This is a genomic window from Streptomyces wuyuanensis (assembly GCF_900103455.1).
Taxonomy (GTDB): Bacteria; Actinomycetota; Actinomycetes; order Streptomycetales; family Streptomycetaceae; genus Streptomyces; species Streptomyces wuyuanensis.
In genome coordinates this window covers 78,532-101,586 of the sequence record NZ_FNHI01000022.1, presented here as the reverse complement: position 1 = coordinate 101,586, position 23,055 = coordinate 78,532, and the positions used below count along the sequence as shown (strand labels likewise).

At 75.5% G+C, this 23,055-nt stretch carries 16 protein-coding genes and 3 pseudogenes; 12 read left to right on the top strand and 7 right to left on the bottom strand.

The window, feature by feature from the left end; all coding sequences use genetic code 11:
* Positions 1–28: 28 nt before the first annotated feature.
* Positions 29–2,758, top strand: coding sequence for an FtsX-like permease family protein (locus tag BLT82_RS27940; protein ID WP_167746107.1), 2,730 nt, complete (start codon positions 29–31; stop codon positions 2,756–2,758).
* On the top strand, positions 2,755–3,828 hold the full coding sequence (locus tag BLT82_RS27935) for an ABC transporter ATP-binding protein (RefSeq protein WP_093659742.1): 1,074 nt from the start codon (positions 2,755–2,757) through the stop codon (positions 3,826–3,828). Before BLT82_RS27940 ends, BLT82_RS27935 begins: the two co-directional genes overlap by 4 nt.
* A 160-nt stretch (positions 3,829–3,988) precedes the next feature.
* On the opposite strand, the gene BLT82_RS27930 is transcribed toward BLT82_RS27935, so the two are convergent.
* Entirely contained in the window at positions 3,989–4,630 is a 642-nt protein-coding gene (locus tag BLT82_RS27930) for a DUF4232 domain-containing protein (protein WP_093659740.1), read from the bottom strand.
* 306 nt (positions 4,631–4,936) lie between these two features.
* Between BLT82_RS27930 and BLT82_RS27925 the strand changes: the two are divergent.
* Positions 4,937–5,131: pseudogene (locus BLT82_RS27925) on the top strand (arginase family protein); the annotation flags it as partial.
* Here the strand turns inward: BLT82_RS27925 and BLT82_RS27920 are convergent.
* A pseudogene (locus BLT82_RS27920) lies at positions 5,131–6,755 on the bottom strand (IS200/IS605 family accessory protein TnpB-related protein). The pseudogenes BLT82_RS27925 and BLT82_RS27920 sit on opposite strands and share 1 nt — an antisense overlap.
* 72 nt (positions 6,756–6,827) lie before the next feature.
* Here BLT82_RS27920 and BLT82_RS38220 point away from each other — a divergent pair.
* A pseudogene (locus BLT82_RS38220) lies at positions 6,828–6,990 on the top strand (arginase family protein); the annotation flags it as partial.
* Positions 6,991–7,115: 125 nt separating this feature from the next.
* Positions 7,116–9,095 carry a DUF5107 domain-containing protein gene (locus BLT82_RS27910; protein WP_093659738.1) on the top strand — a complete coding sequence of 660 codons (1,980 nt, stop codon included), beginning with the start codon at positions 7,116–7,118 and terminating at the stop codon, positions 9,093–9,095.
* Between the two features lie 236 nt (positions 9,096–9,331).
* Here BLT82_RS27910 and BLT82_RS27905 read toward each other — a convergent pair whose 3' ends face one another.
* Positions 9,332–9,712 carry a VOC family protein gene (locus BLT82_RS27905; RefSeq protein WP_093659736.1) on the bottom strand — a complete coding sequence of 127 codons (381 nt, stop codon included), beginning with the start codon at positions 9,710–9,712 and terminating at the stop codon, positions 9,332–9,334.
* 265 nt (positions 9,713–9,977) lie between these two features.
* On the opposite strand from BLT82_RS27905, the gene BLT82_RS27900 reads away from it, so the two are divergent.
* The gene (locus BLT82_RS27900) at positions 9,978–10,547 is read left to right on the top strand and encodes an SMI1/KNR4 family protein (protein WP_093659734.1); all 570 of its coding nucleotides are present in this window, start codon (positions 9,978–9,980) and stop codon (positions 10,545–10,547) included.
* 6 nt (positions 10,548–10,553) lie between these two features.
* Here the strand turns inward: BLT82_RS27900 and BLT82_RS27895 are convergent, their stop codons facing one another.
* Together BLT82_RS27895 and BLT82_RS27890 are read right to left on the bottom strand one after the other, a co-directional pair.
* Positions 10,554–11,366 (bottom strand): class I SAM-dependent methyltransferase, encoded by an 813-nt coding sequence (locus BLT82_RS27895; protein WP_093659732.1) that lies wholly within the window; start codon positions 11,364–11,366, stop codon positions 10,554–10,556.
* A 174-nt stretch (positions 11,367–11,540) separates the two neighbouring features.
* Positions 11,541–13,172 carry a bifunctional phosphatase PAP2/diacylglycerol kinase family protein gene (locus BLT82_RS27890; protein ID WP_093659730.1) on the bottom strand — a complete coding sequence of 544 codons (1,632 nt, stop codon included), beginning with the start codon at positions 13,170–13,172 and terminating at the stop codon, positions 11,541–11,543.
* 194 nt (positions 13,173–13,366) lie between these two features.
* Here BLT82_RS27890 and BLT82_RS27885 point away from each other — a divergent pair, with 194 nt between their 5' ends.
* From BLT82_RS27885 to BLT82_RS27870, 4 genes are all read left to right on the top strand, one after another.
* Complete coding sequence (locus tag BLT82_RS27885) at positions 13,367–13,939, top strand: TIGR03086 family metal-binding protein (RefSeq protein WP_093659728.1); 573 nt, start codon at positions 13,367–13,369, stop codon at positions 13,937–13,939.
* A 470-nt stretch (positions 13,940–14,409) separates the two neighbouring features.
* Positions 14,410–15,600, top strand: a complete 1,191-nt coding sequence (locus BLT82_RS27880; protein WP_093659846.1) for a sulfite oxidase — start codon at positions 14,410–14,412, stop codon at positions 15,598–15,600.
* Between the two features lie 165 nt (positions 15,601–15,765).
* On the top strand, positions 15,766–16,983 hold the full coding sequence (locus tag BLT82_RS27875; RefSeq protein WP_093659726.1) for an aminotransferase class I/II-fold pyridoxal phosphate-dependent enzyme: 1,218 nt from the start codon (positions 15,766–15,768) through the stop codon (positions 16,981–16,983).
* Between the two features lie 412 nt (positions 16,984–17,395).
* Entirely contained in the window at positions 17,396–18,379 is a 984-nt protein-coding gene (locus tag BLT82_RS27870; RefSeq protein ID WP_093659844.1) for an MBL fold metallo-hydrolase, read from the top strand.
* Here the strand turns inward: BLT82_RS27870 and BLT82_RS27865 are convergent.
* A complete protein-coding gene (locus BLT82_RS27865; protein ID WP_093659724.1) occupies positions 18,359–19,015 on the bottom strand; it encodes a DedA family protein in 657 nt (218 codons plus the stop codon). The two genes, BLT82_RS27870 and BLT82_RS27865, sit on opposite strands and share 21 nt — an antisense overlap.
* A complete protein-coding gene (locus BLT82_RS27860; RefSeq protein ID WP_093659722.1) occupies positions 19,012–19,785 on the bottom strand; it encodes an MBL fold metallo-hydrolase in 774 nt (257 codons plus the stop codon). Before BLT82_RS27860 ends, BLT82_RS27865 begins: the two co-directional genes overlap by 4 nt.
* A 181-nt stretch (positions 19,786–19,966) precedes the next feature.
* Here BLT82_RS27860 and BLT82_RS27855 point away from each other — a divergent pair, with 181 nt between their 5' ends.
* A complete protein-coding gene (locus BLT82_RS27855; RefSeq protein WP_093659720.1) occupies positions 19,967–20,383 on the top strand; it encodes a recombinase family protein in 417 nt (138 codons plus the stop codon).
* Between the two features lie 403 nt (positions 20,384–20,786).
* Positions 20,787–23,009 (top strand): phage holin family protein, encoded by a 2,223-nt coding sequence (locus tag BLT82_RS27850; protein ID WP_244529667.1) that lies wholly within the window; start codon positions 20,787–20,789, stop codon positions 23,007–23,009.
* The last annotated feature ends 46 nt before the right edge of the window (positions 23,010–23,055 follow it).

Here is a 23,055-nt window from a genome sequence, read left to right as displayed (position 1 = left end):
CACGACCGGAAGGGCGGGAGCACCGGCGGTGGGGCGCACTTCGAAGGTCTCCGCACCGTGGGTACGGACGCGTCTGCGCACCGCCCCGGGCCCGGCCGTGGCGATGCTGCTGCTCACCCTGGTCACCTCGTTCCTCGCCGCCGCCTTTCCCCGGGCCGTGGACACCTACGAGAGCGAGGCGCTGCGCCACGAGCTCCGCGGTGCTCCCGCCGAACGCGGCAGCGTCCAGCTGTCCGTGGGCCCGCCCGCGCCGGACGCCGGTGACGAGGCCGTCGAGGCGCTGCGGCCGGCCGGCCTCGCCGCACGGAACCGGGCCGTGTTGGCGGCGATGCCGCGCGCGCTGCCCGCAGACACGGCGCAGTCCTCGTACGGCAGCCGCCTGCGCAAGCCGGAGCCGGCCACCGACGACTGGCTGCCCCGACTGGACGGCGGACCACCCGTGTTCACGCTCAGCGCCCCCGCCGGGCTGGCCGGCCACTCGGCGGTGCGGTCGGGGCGGCTGCCCACGGCCCCCCGCGACACGGACCCCACGGCCCGCGAGGTCGAGGCCGCCGTCACCACGGCCACCGCCCGCACCCTGCGCATCGGGACCGGTGCCCGGATCCATGTGAACCGGCCCGCCGAACTGGGCGGACCGCTCGCCGTGCACATCACCGGGATACTGGAACCGCGGCACCCGGAGGGCGCCTACTGGTCCGTCGAACCGGTCCTGCGCACCCCGGCGAAGCTGTACACCCCACCGCCCGTCCCGCAGCCGTACTGGCACGGGGCCCTGCTGCTGGCGCCGGACGCCGCACCGGTGCTGCTGTCGGTGTCCGCGCACGCCGAGACCTACTGGCGCGTCGCCGTGGAGCCCTCCCGCATCGGCGTGGACGAACTGCCCGGTGTCAGGGAGGCGGTCGCCTCGGTCGAGCACGGCACGGTGGGAGCCGCGCTGCGGAGCCGGGTGTCCCCCGACCTGGAGATCACCACCGGCCTGGACGACATCCTCGCCGAAGCGGACGGCGTGCTCGGCTCGGCCCGTCCCGTCGTCGCGGTCGCCGCCGTCGGCGTCGGCACGGTCGCGAGCATCGTCCTCGTGCTCGCCGGCGGTCTCGGCGCCGTACGCCGGCACTCCGAACTGGCGCTGCTGCGGGCGCGCGGGGCCTCGTTGCGCGGGATCGCGGGCCGGCTCCTCGCGGAGTCCGCCGTCCCCGTGCTGCCCGCGGCTGGGGCCGGCTGCGCCCTCGCCTTCCTCCTGCTGCCCGAGGGCCGGCCGCTGCCCGCGCTGCCCGCCTCCGCCGCCGTGGCGCTCGTCGGATGTGCGGCGCTGCCGCTGCACGCCGCGTTCCTGCACCGGCGGCCGCGGCTGCCCGGGCAGCGCGACGATCTCGTCCGCACCCGGCCCTCCAGGCGCCGGACCGTTGCCGAACTGACCCTGCTCGTCCTGGCCTCGGCGGCCGTGGCGGCACTGCGCAGGGGCGGGGCGCCGGACCGGCTCGCCGGCGCCGCGCCCGTACTGGTGGGGGTGATCGCCGCCCTGCTGCTCGTCCGGCTGTACCCGCTGCCGCTGAAACTCGCCGCCCACGCTGCCGCGAGGTGGCGCGGAGCGATCGGATTCCTCTCCGTGGCCCGCGCGGGCCGGGCTCCCGCCAGCGCCGGACTGCCGCTGCTGGCCCTGCTCGTCGCCCTGACGACGGCGGCGTTCGGCGGTTCGGTGCTCACCGGTGTCGGCGAGGCCCGTGACCGCGCTGCTCTGCTGGCGGTGGGCGCCGACGCGGGGATCGAGGCCGAGGAACTGCCCCGGGAACTGGCCGCGGAGGTGCGGAAGGCACCCGGTGTGCGCGACGTCGCCGTCGTGCACCGCTCGTACGACCTCGATCTGCGGGACGGGGGAGCCGAAAGCGTCACACTGCTCGCCGTGGAGCCCGGCTCCTACGCCCGCCTCGCCCGCTCCACCGGAATCGGCCCCTTCGCGCCCGGGCAACTGCGCGGCGCACGGGGTGAACTGCCGGCTCTCGCCACCCCGCGGGTCGCCGAACGCCTCGGCACCGGGCCGGTCGAGATCGGCCCGGTGGGCGCACCGTTCACCGTACGGGTGGCCGCCGTGCGGGACGTCACCCCGGCCGCGGCCGAGGGCGACTTCCTGGTCGTGGACGCGGCGGGACTGCCCGCCGGCCGGGCACCCACCACGCTGCTGGTGTCCGGTCCCTCCGTCACGGCGGCGGGTCTCGGCCAGGCCGTACGCGCCGCGGGCGCCGGGGCGGGCGTCCGGGTCGGGCTCCGCTCCGAGGAGCGCGCCGGACTCGTCGAGACCCCGGTCCAGCGCGGCGCGGAACGGGTCTACGCGGTGGCGGTGGCGGCAGGCGCCGGATACGCGGCGCTCGCCCTGCTGCTGTCCTTGCTGCAGGCCGCGCCGGAACGTACGGCGATGCTGGCGCGGTTGCGCACCATGGGGCTGACCCGGCGCCAGGGAAGGCGGCTGCTGATCCTGGAGTCCCTGCCGCAGGCGGTGCTGGCGGGCGCGGGCGGCGCGCTGGTCGGCTGGGCGGCGATCCGGCTGCTCGCGCCCGGCATCGATCTGGGCCGACTGGCACTGGCGGCGCGGGGCGGCGTCCCCTCGCTCGGCTCGGTGCGGCTCGGCACGGATCCCTGGAGCCTGCTGCTGCCCGCGGCCGCCGTGGTGGCACTGGCGGCCGGGGTGGCCGCGCTCCAGGCATGGGCGGCCACACGGCGTGCCACGACGACCGAACTCAGGGCAGGAGACGTCACCCGATGACCGAGTCCCGTACCGGCACCCCGGCCGGTTCCGCTTCTCCGGCCGGTTCCGCGACGCGGTCCGCCCGCGGGCCGTCCGAGACGGCCGTGTCGCCGACGGCGGCCCCGCCGCCGAGCGGCGCCGCGGCCACCACGCTCGGGGAGCTGGAGGCCCGGGCAGCGGGGCGCCGGGACCGGCCCCGGTACGGCCACGACGCGCTGATCACCTGCGACCGGCTGGTCCGGATCTTCTCCACGGACGGGGTGGAGGTCCAGGCGCTGCAGGGTCTCGACCTCCTCGTGCGGGAGGGCGAGTTGACCGCCCTGGTGGGTGCTTCCGGCAGCGGCAAGTCCACCCTGATGAACATCCTCGCCGGACTCGACGAGCCGACGGCCGGAGCGGCCGAGGTGGCCGGATTCGATCTGCTGGCGATGGGCGCGAAGGACCGTCTGCGCTACCGGCGCGACATCGTCGGCTTCGTCTGGCAGCAGACCGCGCGCAACCTGCTCCCTTACCTCACGGCGGCCCAGAACGTGGCCCTCCCCATGCAGTTGCGCGGCCGCGGCGCGAGGAAGGCGGCCCGCGCCGAGCGGGTGACGGGACTGCTGTCGCTGCTCGGCGTCGCCGACTGCCGGGACCGCCGACCCCGGGAGATGTCCGGCGGGCAGCAGCAGCGCACGGCGATCGCGGTCGCACTGGCCAACGACCCGAAGGTGCTCCTCGCCGACGAGCCGACGGGCGAACTCGACTCCCGGACCGCGGAGCAGATCTTCGCCGCGTTCCGCACGGCCAACGAGCGCCTGGGCACGACCGTCGTCATCGTCACCCACGACCAGGCCGTCGCCTCAGAGGTCCGCCGCACGGTCGCCATCCGCGACGGCCGCACCTCCACGGAGATCCTGCGCAGGACGGAGGTGGACGCGGCGACGGGCCAGGAGTCCGTGGTGGCACGGGAGTACGCGATGCTCGACCGCGCCGGGCGGCTGCAACTCCCCGCGGACCACACCGAGGCGCTGGGCATGCGCGACCGGGTCGTGCTGGAGCTGGAGGCGGACCACATCGGCATCTGGCCCGACGACACGGCGTCGTAGCCGGCCCGTCGGCGTCCGCGGCCGGGCGGCGACGACGCCCGCGGCGGTGCGCGGCGACGACGCCCCGGGCGCTGCGCGCGGCGTGGGCCCGAAGGCGGGCCGGAAGGTGGACCTGAGCCCCCGTACCCCCGTGGTGACGGGGGCTCAGGGTCGAGGGGTCTCAGGACGGCACGACAGGACCGACGAAGTTGCGGGGCGGGTCGGCCGACTCCTGCTCGGCGACGGGTCCCCAGCGCCAGCGCATGTTCTTCGACGCCGTGTTGTTCGGCGGGGTCACGATCGCCGTCACCGGCTCGACCACCCCGTCCTCGCCGGACTGGCCCTGCCGGAACGTGAGGGTGAACCGGGCGCTCGCCCCGGGTTCGAGGTCGACGGCCGAGTGCGACACCGACCGCTGGTCCACGAGGTTCTCCGTGGTGGCTCCCTGGGCGAGCGTCACCTTCGGGAAGCCGTCCAGCATGCATGTGGCCGTCCCCGCGTTCCGCAGGGAGACGACCGCGGTCCGGCTGCTGCCGGGCTCCGTGCCGCCGGAGACGGCCGTGCCGCCGGGAGCCCAGGACAGGGCCAGGTCCGAGGTCAGGCACGGCGGGGGCGGCGCCGCGATCGCGGGTGAGGCCGGCACCAGCGACGCGGCGACGGCCGCCACGGCCAGGGTGCCCAGGGCCCGCACTCCGGCGCGGGCCGCGGTACGGGCGCGGACGGCCGTACGGACACGTGCCGGACGGGCGCGTGCGGCGGGATCGGCGCCGGGGCGGACCCGTCCTGCGCGGCTGCCCGTGCGGGTGCGTATCGGCCATGACATGCGGTACCTCCGGGGTCGGCTGCTGGGGGTCTCTGCTCGCGGTGCCCGGGGCGGCGTCCGCTCCGGGAGGACAGGACCTCCCGGACGACTGGGGCGGCCGGAGGCCGGCGAAGCACGAACCGTCCGGAACACGGCTCCGTAAGCGGCTCCCCGGGCCCACTGCCCGGGCGTACTGCCCGAGCCCCGGCGCCAGGAGGGCGCGGCTCGGACACTCACAAGCACAGTCGCTTTTCACCCTAAACCAGCCATTCGAGTGATGCATCCGGACAATCTTCCGCCGGGTGTCCGGCGCGCGCGCCCGTGCGCGTCCGGCTCTTCGGGCTCCGCGACGGCGACGAGGACCGGGCGGAGCTCACCGCGCTCAGGATCCCCCACGTCACCGTCGGGGAGATCCGGCAGTGGGGCGGGGCCGGTCTCGCCGCGGCAGCCGCGCGGTCCTTCGAGACCACGGCCCTCTACGGCTTCTGGGCGCACCTGGACGCCGACGTGCTCGACCGTTCCTAATCAGTGAGCAGGAGTGAGTCTTGGACCCATTCCTGGTCACTGCGGACATCCCGAACGGTTTTGGATGTCCTGGTCGCCCGCGTGCTCGCCGCGTCCGGCGGCACGGATCGTGTCCGTGGTCCGGGGGTGCGGGGGCGGGGTTCCTCACGCCCCAGGGCACGCCGGTCGGCCTGGACGGTCCGATGCCCGAGCGCATCGCTCTGGTGTGCACGGGGCGGTGTCGTCCGTCGCCGGATCGGGTGTCCCTGGGCGCGTCGCCCGATCGCGATGCTCGCCGCATCGTGCCGGGTGGTCTTACGGGTGGGGCCGGCCATCGGCTGTTGCCAGTGCTGGGCGCCCCACTTGCTGGTGTAGGCCGGGTCGGCGATGATCGCGATACCGGTGGCGTCGGCCATGGAGGTCAGCCGGGCGCGGAGCTTGCCGGTCGGCATGCCGGAGATGAGCTGCCGGAATCGGCGCTTGCGCCCGTGCTTCTCTCTGGTTTTCTCGGCCTGGAAGTCGAGGTCTTCGACCGCGATGGCCTTGACGCCGCAGGTCTTGGCCCAGTTGAGCAGTCGGGTGAGGGCGTGGCGGACCTGGGCGTCGCGGTGCTGGGCGGTACCGGACAGGTCGTAGAAGAACCGGCGCGGGTTCCCGGTCGGGTTGCCGTGGGTGTCCAGGCGCCAGGCGGCGAGGTGGTCGGCGTTGGTGTCGACGCCGATCACACCGTGCGCGAGGGCGGCGGCCATCGGGATGGTCCGGGAGACCGGGATCTGCCAGGACGCGGTCACATACCAGCGGCCCCGTGCCACGTCGTAGTGGATGCGGTAGGCCACCGCGCGGTTCGCCTCCACTCGGTCTGCCCACTGCGGCCCGCGGTGCGCGAAGCCGACCCGGCAGCCGAGCGCGTACCGGCCGTGCGGGGCGTTGGCCAAGTCGGCGAGCGGGGCCGGGAGGTTGATGCTGACCTCGCCGTCCGGGCTGATCCGGATCGTCTCGTTGCCGTAGCCTTGCCGGATTCACCGTCGGCCTGCAGGAACCGGCGTGAGGCTTCCCACCGCGGGCGCCACTGGTCCTCGGTGAGCTGCGCGGTGTCGAGGTGGTGGCGGGTGCCGAGCAGACGTTTGCCGCCACGCACGACATGCACACGGCCCGCTTCCGGGTCGGCCCGGACCTTCTGGAGCCGGTCCTCCATCACATGCAGGCGTCGCGTCTTGTGGAACCACTCGTGAGCGCAGCGGTAGCCGCCCGGAGTCCGCTTGGTGCCCTTCTGGCCGACCGGCAGCGACAGCCGGTGCCGCATCGTCGTGATACCGGTTTCGAGGGACTGCACGTGCCCGGCCTGGCCGCGCCGGGCGAGCGCCCACTGGTCATGCGTGGCCTTCGTGATGGACCCGGCCCACCTGGACGACGACTCGGCCGTCAGGTCCCGCTTACGGGCCGCCCATGACCCGGCGCAGTGTTCCAGGCCGTCCGCGCAACGCGTTTTGAGGTCCTTCGAGGCGAGCGAGCCCAGGTGGGCCCCCACCAAGCGCAGTACCTTCTCGTCCTCAGGCGTGAGGTCCTTCAGCCGGGTACGTACCGCCACACCGGACGGGCCGAGGGCGACGAACGGTCCGGCGACCGGCCGCAGGTCAGCCATGTTCGGCGGCCTCCAGTGCCTTGCGGGCGCGGTTCTTCGCCGACCTGTGCCCGTACAGGCGGGCGCAGAAGCGGACTCTTGCCGGAGGAACTCGTCCCGGTGCTGCGGCCGTTGCTCCGCTCCGAGCGGGTGCGTCGGCCTCGACGTCACCGTCTACGCCCCCGATCTGGACCCCGACGGCGCCGCGGGCCGGCTCCTCGCGGATCTCGTCGTGGCGGCCTTTGCCGAAGCCTGACCCGGAGAACCCCTGGCCGCCCCGGCGAGCACCGTGTTCCATGGTCGACGGGGCCGCCTGCCCGACGCAGCCGCAGGGCCGAAGCGCGACCCCGCGCGAACGACGCGAGACGAAGCGAGGTTGCCTTGGCCACGACCGTGCGACGTGCCGTACTGACCCTGCCCGCGGCCCCGTTGGGACCGGAGAACCCGCTGCCCGCCCTGCGGACCCCCGACGGGCTCCACCGGCCCGACGAACGCGCCCTGCGCGAACTGCCCCGCGCCATGGCCCGCCGCATCGCGTACGAGCCGCTGCGCACCATCCTGCCGGCGCGGCTGCGCGACGGGTACGGGCGGGAACGGACCCAGACGGACCTCGACGCGATCGTCATCGAGAACGACCTGCTCCGGGCCACCGTGCTGCCGGGCCTCGGCGGGCGGGTCCACTCGCTGCACCACAAGCCCACCGGCCGGGAACTGGTCCACCGCAACCCCGTCCTCCAGCCGGCCGGCTTCGCCCTCAACGGCGCCTGGTTCGCCGGCGGCATCGAATGGAACATCGGCGCGATCGGCCACTCCCCGCTCTCCTGCGAGCCGCTGCACGCGGCCGTCGTCGCGGCGCCCGACGGCGGCGACATGGTCCGGCTCTGGGAGTGGGAGCGGCTGCGCGACCTGCCGTTCCAGGTCGACCTGTGGCTTCCCGACGACTCCGCGTTCCTCCTCGTCGGGGTCCGGATACGCAACCCCCACGAGCGACCGGCGCCCGTCTACTGGTGGTCCAACACCGCCGTGCCGGAGGGGGAGCGGACCCGCGTCCTGGCACCCGCCGACGAGGCGTGGCACTTCGGCTGCCAACGCCCCCTGCGCAAGGCGCCGGTCCCCGGGCACGACGGCGCGGACCGCACGTACCCGCTGCGCAGCGAGCACTCCGCCGACTACTTCTACGACGTGCCCGAGGACTCCCGCAAGTGGATCGCCTCGCTAGGCGAGGACGGCCGCGGCCTCGTGCAGACCTCCACGGACCGGCTCCTCGGCCGCAAGCTGTTCGTCTGGGGCGCGGGCCGCGGCGGGCGCAACTGGCAGCAGTGGCTGACCGGGCCCGGCGGACCCGGCTACGCGGAGATCCAGGCCGGGCTCGCCCGCACCCAGCTGGAGCACGTACGGCTCGAAGCCGAGGAGGAGTTCAGCTGGCTGGAGGCGTACGGCCCGCTCGACGCCGACCCGGCCGTCGTGCACGGCGACGACTGGGCCGCCGCGCGCGCCGGGACGGAGGCGTGTCTCGAACGGGCCCTGCCGCGCGCCCAGCTGGAGGCCGCGTACACGGCGTGGCGGCCGCACGCCGACACCGAACCCGGCGAGCAGCTGGCCACCGGCTCCGGCTGGGGTGCTCTCGAAGTCCTGCGCGCCGGGCACAAACTGCCCGGGACCCCGTTCGACCCCGCCACGCTCGGCGACGAACAGGCGCCCTGGCTGGCGCTGTTGCGCACCGGCGTCCTTCCCGCACCGCGCCGGGCCGCCCCGCCGGGCCCCACCCTCGTCGCGCCGCACTGGCGCGACATGCTCGAGACGGCGCCCGCCGAGCCGCACACCGAGTACCACCTCGGGGTGGCCCAGTGGCACGCCGGCGACCACGCCCAGGCCGTACGGAGCTGGGAACGGGGCCTGAGGCTGGCCCCCTCGCGCTGGCCGCTGCTGCGCTGCCTGGCCCTCGCCGACCGCGCCGGCGGCCATCCCGAGCGGGCCGCCGACCTCTACGCGGAGGCCTTCGACGACCTCTGCGCCGAGCGCCGTGACCACGGTGAGTCCTGGACGGCGGCGACGGCGGCGCTGGCCCGGGAGGCGATCGAGTCGCTCCTGGGCACCGGCCGCACGGCCGGTGCCCGCTCGGTACTGGACCGGCTGTGGCCGGCCCTGCGCGAGCGGGGCCGGTTCCGGCTGCTGGAGGCCCGGCTGCTGCTCGCCGAGGGGGACCGGGCCGGGGCGAGGTCCGTCTTCGACGAGGGCTTCGAAGTGGCGGATCTGCACGAGGGGGCCGAGATCCTCGGCGAGACCTGGTCGCAGCTCACCGGCGAACCCCTGCCCGAACGCTACGACTTCCGGATGCGTCCTCCGCACCAGGGGACGTGAGTCCTGCCCGGCAGGCGACGGCGGGGGGAGACGCGGCCGGTGTGACAGCGGCGGCGGCCCGACCCGCGGCGGGACGGCCTGGGTGGGGTGTGCCGGGGCGCGGGTCGGCGGGGGGTTGGCAGCGGCGGCTCGACGACGGCGCGGACGACGTCGGCCCGGAGGCCGCAGGGTCTCGGCGGCGGTGAGCAGGGCCCGGCGCCGCCGCGCGGTGCGGTCCGCCGAACTCCGGCCCGCTCTCAGCGGCCCGGGGCGTCGGCGGTGTCCGGGGCGGCGGCTTTCCGGTCGGCGTACTCGAACACCGACCCGTCCGGGTGGACCGCGATGAGGTTGCGGCCCACCGGCGTCGGCACCGGCCCCGCCACCACTTTGGCCCCGACCTCGGTGAGCGTCGCGCACGCCGCGTCCACGTCCTCGACGGCGATGGTCGCGGAGACCTTGCGGAGGATCTCCAGCTCCGACTCGGGACCGCTCATCAGCAGGAAGCAGCCCACCGCCGCCACCGACACCCCGCCGCGCTCGAAGCGGAGCGCAGGCGTGCCGGTGAGGCGTTCGTAGAAGCCGGACGCGGCCTCGAGGTCGTCGACGCAGATACGCAGCGTGGTTCCGAGGATCTCCATACGGGCGAGGGTAGTTGGCGCCGCCGCACCACGAGATCGATTCCCGCCCCGCGGCCGCCGGGGGGCGCCATCGGCCACGGGCACCGCCGCACGGCGCGGCGGGGCACGGACGGTTCGCGGTCGGAGGGTGCCGCGAGGGACGGCACGTCCCGGCGGCAACCGACGTCGGGTCCCGGGCGCCCGGGTCCCGACGGCCGCAGGGATGCCGCCACGATGTCCGCGCCCCTCACCGGGAATTGTCGGACGGCTCTGGCACGCTGCGGTCATGAACGACGAGTCGATCGGCACACAGACGCCGGCCCGCCGCATCACGGATCCGCAGGAGGCCCTCGCGGCGCTGGAGTCGGCCGTCCCCGGCCTGCGCGGCCTGCGCAGAGCGGAGCCCGTCGTGCCGGACTGGGCCGTGCTGGAGGACGGCCTGGGCACCGCCCTCCCCGCCGACTACAAGCGCCTCGCCGAGTGGTATCCGACGTTCGCCCTCGGGGATTTCGTCCTCGTCGCTCTCCCCGAGCCGGGCGGGGAGCACCATCTGCTCCACGGTGTGCGCGGCGCCCTCGATGTCCTCGCCGACGCCTGGCTCGAACCCGGCCGCGGTCCGACGGCCCATCCCGCCCCCGGCGGCCTGCTGCCCTGGGCGGAGTCGAACGAGAGCGACAAGTTCCTGTGGACCACGGCCGGCGACACCCCGCAGGACTGGGTCGTCACGGTTGCCTCCCGCAGCGGCGGCTGGTGGCACTACGCCGGTGGTGCGGTCCAGTTCCTCGCCGAGTACGCCGGGGGGACGCTGGAGCCGTGGGCGCTGCCGTCGCTCGGGCCCGAGGTGACGCCCTGCTGAGCAGCCTCAGGGCACCCGGCAGATCAGTTCGCCGTGCGGGACCATGAACCACCCGTCGTCCTCGCGGCCCCAAGAGCGCCAGGCCGCGGCGATGCCGTCGAGTTCCTCCCGGCGGGCGTGGCCGCCCTCGACGGCGAGCGAGGCGTAGGCCGACGCGGTCGTGCGGTCCGCCCACAGGGCGCTCCACCACGCGCGTTCGTCCGGGGTGGTGAAGCACCAGGCGGATGCGGTCGCCGTGATGTCGGTGAAGCCGGCGGCGCGCGCCCACGAGTACAGCCTGCGTCCGGCGTCCGGTTCGCCGCCGTTGGCCCGGGCCACGCGGTGGTAGAGCTCCAGCCAGGCGTCCAGCACCGGTACCTCGGGGAACCAGGCGAAGGCGCCGTAGTCGCTGTCGCGGACGGCGACGACACCGCCCGGCCGGCACACCCGCCGCATCTCGCGCAGCGCCGCCACCGGGTCGCCCACGTGCTGCAGCACCTGGTGGGCATGGACGACGTCGAACGAGTCGTCGGGGAAGTCCAGTGCGTGCACATCGGCGACCGCGAAGCGGACGTTGTCCCTCCCCCGGGACCGCACCGTCTCCCGCGCCTGCTCCAGGACGTCGGCCGCGGCGTCGACCGCCGTCACCGTGCCGGGGGCGACCAGGGAGGCGAGATCGGCCGTGATCGTCCCGGGGCCGCAGCCCACGTCCAGCACCTCCGCCCCGGGCCGCAGTTCGGGTGTCAGGTACGCGGCCGAGTTGGCGGCCGTGCGCCAGCGGTGCGAGCGCAGCACCGACTCGTGGTGGCCATGGGTGTAGACGGCGGTCTCCTTCTGCATGCGGCCGTACCCCTCTCGAGACGTGGTACGGCCACCGTACGCCGCTGCTCCGGATGTTGAGATTGGTGTCTTGACATGTGGACGCGGCCGGGGGCGCCGTGCCGGGAAGCGGCACCCGCGCGCCACCCGGCTCCGGAACGGTCGCCGGACCCGGGCCGCGCGGGACGGGGCCCGTCAGAGCAGCGGTGAGGCCGGCGACGGACGGTAGACGACCAGCGCCTCCGTGAGCTTGTCCACCGTCAGGTCCGCCGGCGCTCCGGCGATCTCGCCGTCGTACGCGAGCAGTGAGCCCGGCGCCAGGCCGGAGATGCGCAGCTTCCGCAGCCGTCCCGCGGCATGGAACGGCGACCGGCTCAGCGGGCCCGCGAGGGCCGCGGCGAACAGCCGTACACCGGGGAAGCGGCCGCCGTGCACCGCCCGTACGTCGAGCAGCCCGTCGGCGAGGTCGTAGCGGCGCCCGGGGGTCGGGCCGACGCGCTGGTAACTGCCGTTCCCGGCGAACAGCAGCCAGAGCGGCCGCCTGCGCCCGGAGATCTCCGCCTCCAGCGGGTGCTCGCCGCGCAGGGTCCGCACGGCTGCCAGCACACCGGCGGGCCAGCCGCCGATCCGCGGCGCCCACCGCTCGCGGATCCGCACCATCTCCGGGTACACGCCGAGGGAGAAGGTGTTGACGAAGTGGCCCTCCCGCGCGCCGTCCGGGCCCGGGGTGAACCGGCCCAGGTCGACCCGCACCGCATCGCCCGACGTCAGGGCCTCGCAGGTGTCGTGCACGGTCTCGAGACCGAGGTCGTGCGCGAAGTGGTTCAGGGTCCCGCCGGGGAACACGGCGAGCGGCAGGCCGTGCCGGGCCGCGGTGGTCGCCGCGCGGTTCACCGTGCCGTCCCCGCCGAGCACGCCGAGCGCCCGGCAGCCGCTCCCGGCCGCCTCCTCCAGAGCGCTCTCGATCTCCTCCGGCGCGCACTCGACGATCCGCGCCAGCGGCAGTGCGTCGCGGACGAGTGCCGTGGCGTCGTCCCCCGCCGAGAGCGCCCCGAGCGGTCCGCCGCCGGACCCGGAGGAGCGGTTGGCGACCACGACGAGGTCCTTGCCGGCCGGCAGCCGCGGCGCCCGGGTGTGCGGCCGCCCCGGCGGCGGCAACTGGTCGCGGGTCGGCACCAGCCCGCGCACCGCGAACGCCGCACCGACACCGAGGGCCGCCCCCACGAGCACATCGCTCGGATAGTGGACCCCGGTGTACACGCGCGACAGCGCGACGGCCGCCGCGACCGGCGCGACCACAGCCCCCCACCCCTTCGACTCCATCGCCACTCCCGCGGCGAACGCCGCAGCGGACGCCGAGTGCCCCGAGGGGAAGGACGTGGTGAACGGCTGCCGTTTCAGCTGCCTGACGAGCGGCACGGTGTCGAGGATCGGGCGCGCCCTGCGCACCGACCGCTTGGCCACGGTGTTGATCGTCGCGGAGGCGAGCGCCAGCGAGGCCACACCCCGCACCGCGGCCCTCCGCGACCGTGCGCCGCGCCCGAAGACGGCCATCCCGGCGGCCGTGCCGAACCACAGGAGCCCGTGGTCGGCGGCCCTGCTGAGCCTCGGCAGCACGGGGTCGGCACCCGGCCAGTGGCGGTTCGCGACGGCGTGGAGGACCCCGCGGTCCCATCCCGTGAGCGTCGAGGCGATCCGCCGGCCGCGCGGCGTGCGCTGCGGCAGCCCCTCGGGGACGGACACCAGGCGCGACACGGCGCGGGTGAAGGACTGGGGGAGCGAGTGCGCGGCGGACTGCGGCGCTCTGTCTCGGTGGAAGGCCGGCATGGAACGCGGGTACCCCGCCTCCCCGCGATCCAAGCGGCCCCCGCGCACATGCCACCCGCGCCGCGCAGAGCAGCCGCGGCGCGGGCCCGGATTTCCGGGAACGCAGGGCCCTGCCGGTGCGGCGGCCTCCGCCCGCGACCGGGTGGCCCCGCGTGCGTTCGCGGCGGCCGGACGGCCGGAGCACAGTGGATCCCATGGACAATCCCCTGCTGGACCGGCATGCCGAGGCCCTCGGGCTGTTCACGGAACGGGTCCACGCCGTCCGCCCGGAGCAGTGGGACGCGCCGACGCCCTGCACCGGATGGTCCGTACGGGATCTCGTCAACCATGTGACCGCCGAGCAGCTCTGGGTGCCGCCCCTGGTCGGCGAGGGCCGGTCGGTCGCCGACGTCGGCGACTCCTACGACGGCGACGTGCTCGGCGGGCATCCCGCCGTCACCTGGGACCGGGCCGCCTCCGCCGCCAAGGCCGCCTTCCGCGAGCCCGGCGCCCTGGAGCGCGGTGTCGGGCTGTCGTACGGAGAGAGCACCGTCGCCGCCTACTGCGCGCAGATGACGGCCGACATGATCGTGCACGCGTGGGACCTCTCGCGGGCCATCGGCGCCGACGACGCCCTCCCGGAGGCGCTGGTGGGCTTCGCCGCCGGGGAGGTGGCACCGTACGCCGCCGAGCTCGCCGGGAGCGGGATGTTCGCGCCCGCGGTGGAACCGCCGGAGGGTGCCGACCCGCAGACGAAGCTGCTCTGCCTGCTGGGGCGCCGTCCGTGACGTCCCACCCTCCGTCGCGCTCCCCCTCGCGCTGGATGCGACCGGCACCGTTCCGCCCGATCCGCTGACGCGGCACCGGGCTCACGGCACGACCGCCGACAGGCAGGACCTCGTGGCCCGCGCCGCCCCTGCCGCGGTCAGGCCCGGCCTTCCGCCGCCGCGCGCCTGTTGCCGCTGTCACTGTCGCCGACCGCCCGCGCGGCCCACCGCCTCCACCGTTCCGCGTTCCCGGCGGCCGGCCTCCCGTTCGCGCCCGCCGCTCCCTCCCGGTCTTCGCGCCGGCCGGTGCTTCCGGCCGCTTCCCGCCAGTTCGAGTGCGTTTCGGCTTGCTTCGGAATCTTCTGCTTTCTGCCGTTTCTCCGCCCTTCCCCGGGCTGTTCACCCTGAGCGGCCGCATTCAGCGTCGCACCGCCGGCGGTCCGCCGGGCCCGCCGTACCGCCCCGCCACACTTCCGAGGAGTGCCGTGCCGATTCCTTCCTCCCGTACGCCCGCCCGACGTTCCGTGCTCAAGCTGCTCGCGTCCGCGCCCGTCGCGGCGGCCGTCCCCCTGGCGACCGGGGGACCGGCCGCCGCGGCGGGCCCCGGCATCGTCAAACCGCTGCCGCCGGGGCTGTTCACCGTTCGCGGCACCAACGCCGAGACCGACTTCGCGGCCTTCCGGGACACCGGGCTCCTGACCCCCGCCGACCGGTTCTTCGTCCGCAACCACACCTCGACACCCGTGCTGAGCGAGACGGACTGGAAGCTCACCCTGTGGGGCAGCGGCCTGATCGGAAGCCGGGCCGTCGAGTTCCGCTACGGCGACCTCCGGTCGATGCCGTCCGTCACCCGCACCGCCTTCATCGAGTGCGCCGGCAACGGCCGCAGCTTCTACGCCTCCCAGCAGGGCGAGACGGTCACCGGCACCTCCTGGACGCTCGGTGCCGTCGGGACCGCGCGCTGGCGCGGAGTGCGCCTGGCGGAGGTGCTCCGGCGCGCGGGCGTGGCCTCCGACACGGTGGACGTCATGCCGAGGGGACTGGACGACCCGCACGTCTCGGGCGGGGTCTCCCTCGGCCGGGTGCGCCGGCCCATCCCGCTCGCCAAGGCCCTGGACGACGTGATCCTCGCCTACGAGATGAACGGCGAACCGCTGCCGTACGACCACGGCTTCCCCGTCCGGGTCGTCGTGCCCGCCTGGGTCGGCATCGCCTCGGTCAAGTGGGTGGGCGACATCGAGGTGAGCACCACACCCCTGCACTCGCCCTGGAACACCGGCACCTACCGGCTGTTCGGGGACGCCTATCCGCCCGGAGGCAGCGCCCCGCTGACCCGGCAGACGGTCAAGAGCGCCTTCGAGCTGCCGTTCCAGGGGAGGCTGGCCGCAGGCCGGACCCGGCTGCTCACCGGACGCTCCTGGTCCGGGGCGGCGCCCGTGAGCCGGGTGGAGATCAGCACGGACGGCGGGGAGCGATGGCGGCCGGCCGTCCTGCGGGACGCCCCGCGCCGCGACGGCTGGGTGCGCTGGGCGGCGCCCTGGCAGCCGCGCCGCACCGGTGACACGGTGCTGATGGCCCGCGCGACGGACGCGGCCGGCAACACCCAGCCGGCCCGCAGCGTCCACAACACCCAGGGCTATCTGTTCGACGCCGCCGTCCGCCATCCGGTGACCGTGCTCTGAGCGGGCCGCCGGCCGGCGGCGGCGCACGACCGCGCGCTCCCGGACGCCGGCGGCGGGGGACTGCCGAACGGCCCGCCCGGAGCGGCGGGCGGGCCCGAACCTCCGTATAAAGGGCTCGTGGGGCCGGGCAGGGATTCCCGGGCCGTGAGCACGGGAGGTGGGCGCATGCGGCGGACGGAGCCGGAAGGCCGCGGCCCGGTCCGCTACGGCCCGCCCGCGCCGGACCCCGGCCTGCCCGTACTGCCCGAACTCGCCGACGTGCTCGCGTCCGCCGCCGGGCGTACGTATCCCGAACCACCGGGCGGGGGACCGATCCTGCGCGAGGCCGCCGCCGGCTACTGGTGGCGGCGCGGACTGCGCAGCCGTCCCGAGGACGTCGCCGCCGCCCCCGGCGCCCAGCCGCTGCTGCTCGCGCTGCTCGCCGCGCACGGCGGCGACGTCCTCATGCCGCGGCCCTGCCCCGCGTGGTGGACACCGCAGGCCCGGCTCCTCGGCCGCCCCGCGTTCCACGTGCCCACCTCGGCGGAGAGCGGGGGCGTGCCCGATCCGTACGCCCTGCTGGAGACCGTGCGCAGGATCCGGGCGGAGGGCGGCAGCCCGCACGTCATGCTGCTGTCCGTCGCCGACGACCCCACCGCCACCGTCGCGCCGCCCGAACTCGTCCGCGAGGCCTGCGAGGCGGCCGTCGACGAGGGGCTGCACATCATCAGCGACGAGACCTGGCGCGACACGGTGCACGAGCCGCTCGACCGCCCTCTGCTCAGCCCCGCCGAGATGTGTCCCGACGACGTGACCGTCATCAGCGATCTGTCCGGGGCCCTGCTGCCGGCCGCGTGGCCGGTCGCCGTGGCCCGGTTCCCGACGACGGGGCCCGCCGCGGACCGGAGGGCCCGGGTGCTCGACATCCTCACCGCCCTCGGGGGATTCGTCGCCGGGCCGGTGGCGGCGGCCGCAGCGCACGCGCTGGAGGAGCCGGAGCCGGTCACCGCCCGGCGGGCCCGCGCGAACGCCCTGCACGCCAAGGTCGCCGACGCGGTCCACCACCTGATCCTCACCTCGGGAGCCCTCGCCGGGCCGCCGCAGGCGGGCCGCCATCTGTACGCGGACCTGGGCCCGTTGCGCGCCCGGCTCGCCGGGCTCGGCGTCACCGACTCGATGGAGCTGGAGGACTACCTCAGCGAGCGCCTGCACACGCCGGTCCCCGGCGGCCACCGTTTCGGCGACGAACTCGGGGCACTGCGCGTCCGTGTCGACACCGGCCCCTTCCTCGGGGCGAGCCCGGAGGAACGCCTCGAAGCCCTCGAGGCCGACGACCCCCTCGAACTGCCGCATGTCGCCAAGGCGCTGAAATCCCTCGGATCGGCCCTCCGGGAACTGCGATGAGGCCGCAGCCCCGGAGACCGCGACCCGCGAGCCCCCACCGCGATGAACGGAGCCGCAGATGACGGAACAGACGGAGCAGCCCCCTCCCACCTCCCCGGCCGCCCACACCCGCCGCACCACGGGAACCTCCCCGGCCCTGACGCCGGCCCACCGGTCCGCGGCGTCCCGCGCCGGCGCGGCGGACGGCGCGCTCCGCGGAGCGGTCCCGCCGGCCGGAGCCGCCGCCGGGGACGGGGCGTTCGGCGGGACGGCGCCCGGGGCCCCGACCCCTGCGGCAGGAGCGGCACGCGGGGGCGGGAACGGCGGGCCCCGTGGGGCCGGCTCGTACTCCCCTGCGCACCCGGACCTCGCCGCCCACGAGGGCCGTTCGCACACCGGGGCCGGCACGGCGGCCGAGCGCGGGCCGGCGCCCGTGACCGGGCTGCGGCCGCTGGGGCTCACCCGGCGGTGGCCGCGTTCCTTCGCCGACCGGCTCACCTCGCCGCTGCCCGGAGTACGCGCCATGGCTCGGCTGGCGAGGGAGGGCGCGCTGCGGCCCGCGGCCGCGGGGCTCAAGGACATCCCCCAACTGCCCTTCGCCCCCGGGACCCTGCCGGAGGCGGAACCGGGCACCGTCGCCGTCACCTGGGCGGGCCACTCGAGCTGGATCGTCGGGATCGGGGAGCTCACCGTGCTCACGGACCCCGTCTGGTCCCGCAGGATCCTCGGCACCCCCGCCCGGCTCACCCCCGTGGGCGTCCGCTGGGAGGACCTGCCGCCGGTCGACGCCGTCGTCATCAGCCACAACCACTACGACCACCTCGACGCCCCCACCATCGCCCGGCTGCCGAGGCGCACCCCGATGTTCGTGCCGGCGGGGCTCGGCGGCTGGTTCCGCCGCAGACGGTTCACCCGCGTCACCGAACTCGACTGGTGGGAGACGGCGGAGCTGCCGGCCGGCAGCGGGGTCGGCTCCGTCCGGTTCGAGTTCGTGCCCGCGCACCACTGGTCCAAGCGCACGCTCACGGACTCCTGCCACTCGCTCTGGGGCGGCTGGATCCTCACCGACCAGCGCGGCCGGCAGGTGTACTTCTCGGGCGACACCGGATACGGCCACTGGTTCAAGGAGATCGGCCGCCGCCACCCGGACATTGACCTGGCGATGCTGCCGATCGGGGCGTACGCACCGCGCTGGTGGCTCAGCGCGGTGCACACCGACCCGGAAGAGGCGGTACAGGCGTTCGAGGACCTGGGCGCGCGGAACATGGCACCGATGCACTGGGCCACCTTCGTGCTCTCCTCCGAGCCGGTGATGGAGCCGATCCGACGGCTGCTGACCGCCTGGGAGCACACGGGCCGCCCGCGCGAGCAGCTGTGGGACCTGCCCGTCGGCGGCTCACGCGTGCTGACCGCCTGAAGAGCGGCGCCCGGGCGGTCTTCGCCATCTGCGCAGTCTTCGCCACAGCGCGGGCACCCCGCTCAGCAGCAGCGTCAGGCCCACGGCCGCCAGCACGCCCTCCCACGGCTCGTCGAACAGCGAGCCGCCGAGGATCCCGATGACCCCGTAGGTGGCGGCCCACGCCAGACAGGCGGGCGCGTCGCCGCGCGCGAACCTGGCCATCGGCATCCGGGACATCAGGCACGCGAGCATCACCGGAATCCGTCCGGCCGGCACCAGCCGGGACAGCACCAGCACGGTCCCGCTGTGGTCGTCGAGTTTCCGCTGCGCCTGCTCCAGCCGGTCCGGGGCCGCGCGCGCCCGCAGCGCCTCCAGCCACTTCGAGCCGTTCCTCGAACCGACGCCGCGCCTGCCGAGCCAGTACAGCGTGATGTCCCCGAGGAACGCCGCGGACGCGGAGACCACGAACACGAAGAACACCGAGAGCGGCGCGGTCTGATGGAGAGCCACCACCGCCGCCGTGCTGACCACCGCTCCCGTCGGCACCACCGGCACCAGCGCGCCCAGCGCCACCAGCAGGAACAGCGTCGGATAGCCGACGGCCTGCTGGGTCGACTCCGGCGGCAGCTGACCGACCACGTCCTGGAGCGTCACCGGGAGACCTCCGGCCGCACGCTCTCGCAGTGCCCCAGCCTGTGCACGGCCACCTCCGGCGCCAGACGTGCCGCCTTGCGCACGAACTCGTCGCCCGGCGCATGGAACTCGTGCGGCCTGACCGCGTCCATCCCGATCGGCCAGTACGTGCCGTAGTGCACCGGCACCGCCGAGCGGGGCGCGAGCGCCGCGAGCGCGCGGGCGGCGCGGTCCGGGTCCAGATGGCCGTGACCGAGGAACGGCCCCCAGCCGCCGACCGGCAGGAGCGCCACGTCCACCGGACCGACGGCGGACGCCATGCCGTCGAACAACCCGGTGTCCCCGGCGAAGTAGGTGCGCGCGGCGCCGTGGACGACGAAGCCCAGCGCGGGGGAGCGGTGCGGTCCCACCGGCAGCCGCCGCCCGTCGTGTGCCGCGGGCACGGCCCGTACCCGCAGGTCCGCCACGGCCACCTCGTCGCCCGGTGCGACCTCCTCGATCCGCAGTCCGTCCAGTCTGCGCAGTCCCGGGACGGCGCGTGTGGCGCCGCGGGGCACGATCAGCCGGGTGCCCGGGGCGAGCCGGGCCAGCGAGGGCAGATGCAGGTGGTCGGAGTGCAGATGGGAGACGACCACGGCGTCCGCGACCGCGGCCGCGGGCGGCGGCAGCTTTCCCCGCCGCCGGCGCAGATGCGCGAGCCTGCCGACGAACAGCGGGTCGGTGAGCACCCGCACGCCCGAGTCCTCGACCGTGCAGGTGGCGTGACCCCACCAGGTGACCTCGACCGTCACGCACCGCCTCCTCGCCGGCGACCCGGCCCCGTCCGGACCTCGGCGGGCCGGCCGCCGTCTCCGGTACGAGCGTAGGCGCTCGGGCGTCCGGCGGTCTCCCGCGCGCCCCGAAGTGCGCCTCCCCCGCGCGGCCGTACCCGAGTAGGGTCGGGCCACGACAGCCGACGCAGGGGGACGGTCCATGACAGGCGCTGGGGACGGTGTGCGGGTGGCGGCCATCGCGAGCCTGACCCCGCTGGAGGAGCTCGACAGCGACCCCTTCCTCGTCGACACGCGCAGCCAGCACGCGATGTGCGCCCGCTGGGCGGCGGACAAGGGCTACGTGGTCGCCCGCGAACTGCTCTTCTACCGGCTGCGCCCCGACCACTGCGGCCTGTGGGCCGATGTCGAGGCGGGCCTCGTCGACCTCTTCGTCGCCCCCAACGAGCGCGTGCTGGCGCGCGCGCTGACCTCCGTCCCCGAGTTCTTCGCCGAATGCGAGCGCCGAGGTGTCCGGCTGGCCACCGCCGGTCTGGACGAGCCCGCGTACGACGCCGCCATGAAGGCGAGCGTCCACCGCCGGCTCTCGATGCCGACCGCGGGCTACAACGGCTGCTGACCCCCGGCCGGGAACGGGGTCGCACCGGACCCGCTCGCGGGCCCGGTCCGGCCGCCGGGGTCCGGTCCGCGATCCGGAGCCCCGGAGGAGTTCCGAGACCCGGCCCGATTCCGAGCCCGCGGCGGGTCGCCGAATCCCCGGCCACGGCGGGTCGTCGTCCCGATGCGCGGTTCCGTCCCGCCGCACGGTCCCGCCACACGTCCCGGCCCCGCCCCCGTCGGGCAGGCCCGGTGCCGATCGGCGGCCCCGTGCGGCGGGGGCCCGGGCAGGGTGCGGGTCCCGGTCCGCGGGACCGCGCCTCCTGCGGGGGACCCGCAAGGCCCCGGCGTCCGGACGGCCGGGCCCCGTGACACGCTGGACGCAGGCGAGGTGAGAGGCGGTGACGCGCGTGGGCGAACCGGGGGTGGGCGCGGCGCGGTGGAAGGCCGCCGGCGGAGCGCTGCTGCGGGTGATCGTGGTGTGGGCGGTGTCCACCCTGACGCTGCTCGCGCTCGCCGGGATCCTGCCCGACTTCCAGCTCCGGTCGGACGACGGCGAGAGCATCACGCGGACCGCCGTCACGGCCGCCTGGGGCGCGGGCGCGTTCGGTCTGCTCAGCGCCCTGGTGTGGCCGCTGGTCGTGCGTGCCCTCCTGCTGGTGCCCGCGCTGGTGCTGGGGCTGCTGGTGTTCTTCCTGAACGGCTCGCTGCTGCTCCTGGCCCTGAGACTGATCCCCGACGGGGGCGGCGCGGCCGCTCCCGAGACCGCCGTGGTGGTCGCGGCCGTGATGTCCGCCGTCGCCTCGGCCACCTCCACCGCGCTGGCCGTCCGCGACGACAACGCCTACCGCCGGCGGCTGTCCCGTCTCGCCACCCGCCGGCGCCGCAGACGCGGCAGGCAGGCGGAGGGCGAGGCGGCTCCCGGCACGGTGTTCCTCCAACTCGACGGCGTGGGCCACGCCGTCCTCGTCCAGGCCGTGAAGGACGGGCTGATGCCCACCGTCGCGCGATGGCTGGACACCTCGCACCGGCTCACCCGCTGGCGCACCGACTGGTCCAGCCAGACGGGCGCGAGCCAGCTCGGCATCCTGCACGGCTCGAACCACGACGTGCCCGGCTTCCGCTGGTACGAGAAGGACACCGGCCGGATCATGGTCAGCAACCGGCCCGCCAGCGCCGTCGAGCTCCAGCGCCGCGCCGTCCTGCGCACCAGGGACGCCGGCCTCCTCAGTCTCGACGGCGCCAGCCGGGGGAACCTCTTCACCGGCGGCGCCGACCAGCTCGCGCTGGTCCTGTCCGTGGCGGCCCGCCGCGGCCGCGCCAACCGCTCCCGGGCCGGCTACTTCGCCTACTTCTCGGATCCCGCCAACGCCGTCCGGACCGCGGTGTCGTTCGTCGCGGAGGTCGGCCGCGAGATCGGGCAGTCCGTCCGCTCACGGATGCGGGGCGACCGGCCGCGCACGGGCCGCGGCGGGCTCTACCCCTTCATCCGTGCCTTCGCGACCGTCGTCGAACGGGACGTGGTGGTCGCCGCCGTGATGGGGGACATGCTCGCCGGGCGCACCGCCGTCTACGCCGACCTCGTCGCCTACGACGAGGTGGCCCACCACTCCGGACCGCACAGCCGTGACGCCGCCAAGGTCCTCCAGCGGATCGACCGGGCCGTGGCGCTGATCGCGAAGGTCGCCGAACACGCTCCCCGCACCTACCGGATCGTCCTGCTGTCCGACCACGGCCAGAGCCCGGGAGAGACGTTCGAGGGCGCCTACGGGCTGACCCTGAAGGACCTCGTCCGGGCCGGCTGCGGACTGCCGGTCTCCCGCCGCGCCGGACGGACGAAGAGCGGCGCCGAGGCCCGGGACGCAGCCCGGCACGCGCTGCTCGGCGCACTGCACCGCCCGATCGGCGAGGACGCGGCCGAGGAGCGGACCGCGCGCGGCTCGGAGCCGGTCGTGCTCGCCTCCGGGAACCTGGGCCTGATCTCCTTCCCGGACCGCCCGGGCCGGCTCAGCCGGGAGGAGATCGACCGCCGTCACCCGGCGCTCCTGCACACCCTCGCCGGGCACCCCGGCATCGGCTTCCTCCTGGTGCGCAGCGAACGGCACGGCTCGGTGGTGCTCGCCCGGGACGGGGCCGGGACCGTGGAACTGCCGCTGGCCGGACTCGACGGCTCGGGGCCGCTCGCGGTGTTCGGGCCGGGAGCCGCCGACGCCGTCCGGCGCACCGACGCCTTCCCGCACGTCGCCGACATCATGGTGAACTCGATGTACGACCCGGCCACGGGCCGGGTGCACGCCTTCGAGGCGCAGATCGGTTCGCACGGCGGACTCGGCGGAGAGCAGTCCCTCCCCTTCCTCCTGTCGCCGCGCGAGCTGTCGGAGCCACTCCCGGGCGGCGGCGAGCCGGCCGGGGCGGAGCAGGTGCACACCGTGTTGCAGCGCTGGCTGGACGAGTGCCGGGGCGACCCCTTCGGCCCGCAGGTCCCGCTGGGTCCGGCGGAGGACTCCGGCCCGCAGGTCCCGCTGGGTCCGGCGGAGGACTCCGGCCCGCGGATCGCGTTGGATCCGGCGGAGGATCCTCGGTCGCCGGGCCGCCAGGATGAAGCTTTTCCCGTGACCGGTCCGGTCGTGCAGGACAAATCCGACTGATTTGGCGGGGTGCCGAACCGTCCCCGACCATGTTCGGGTTTGCACG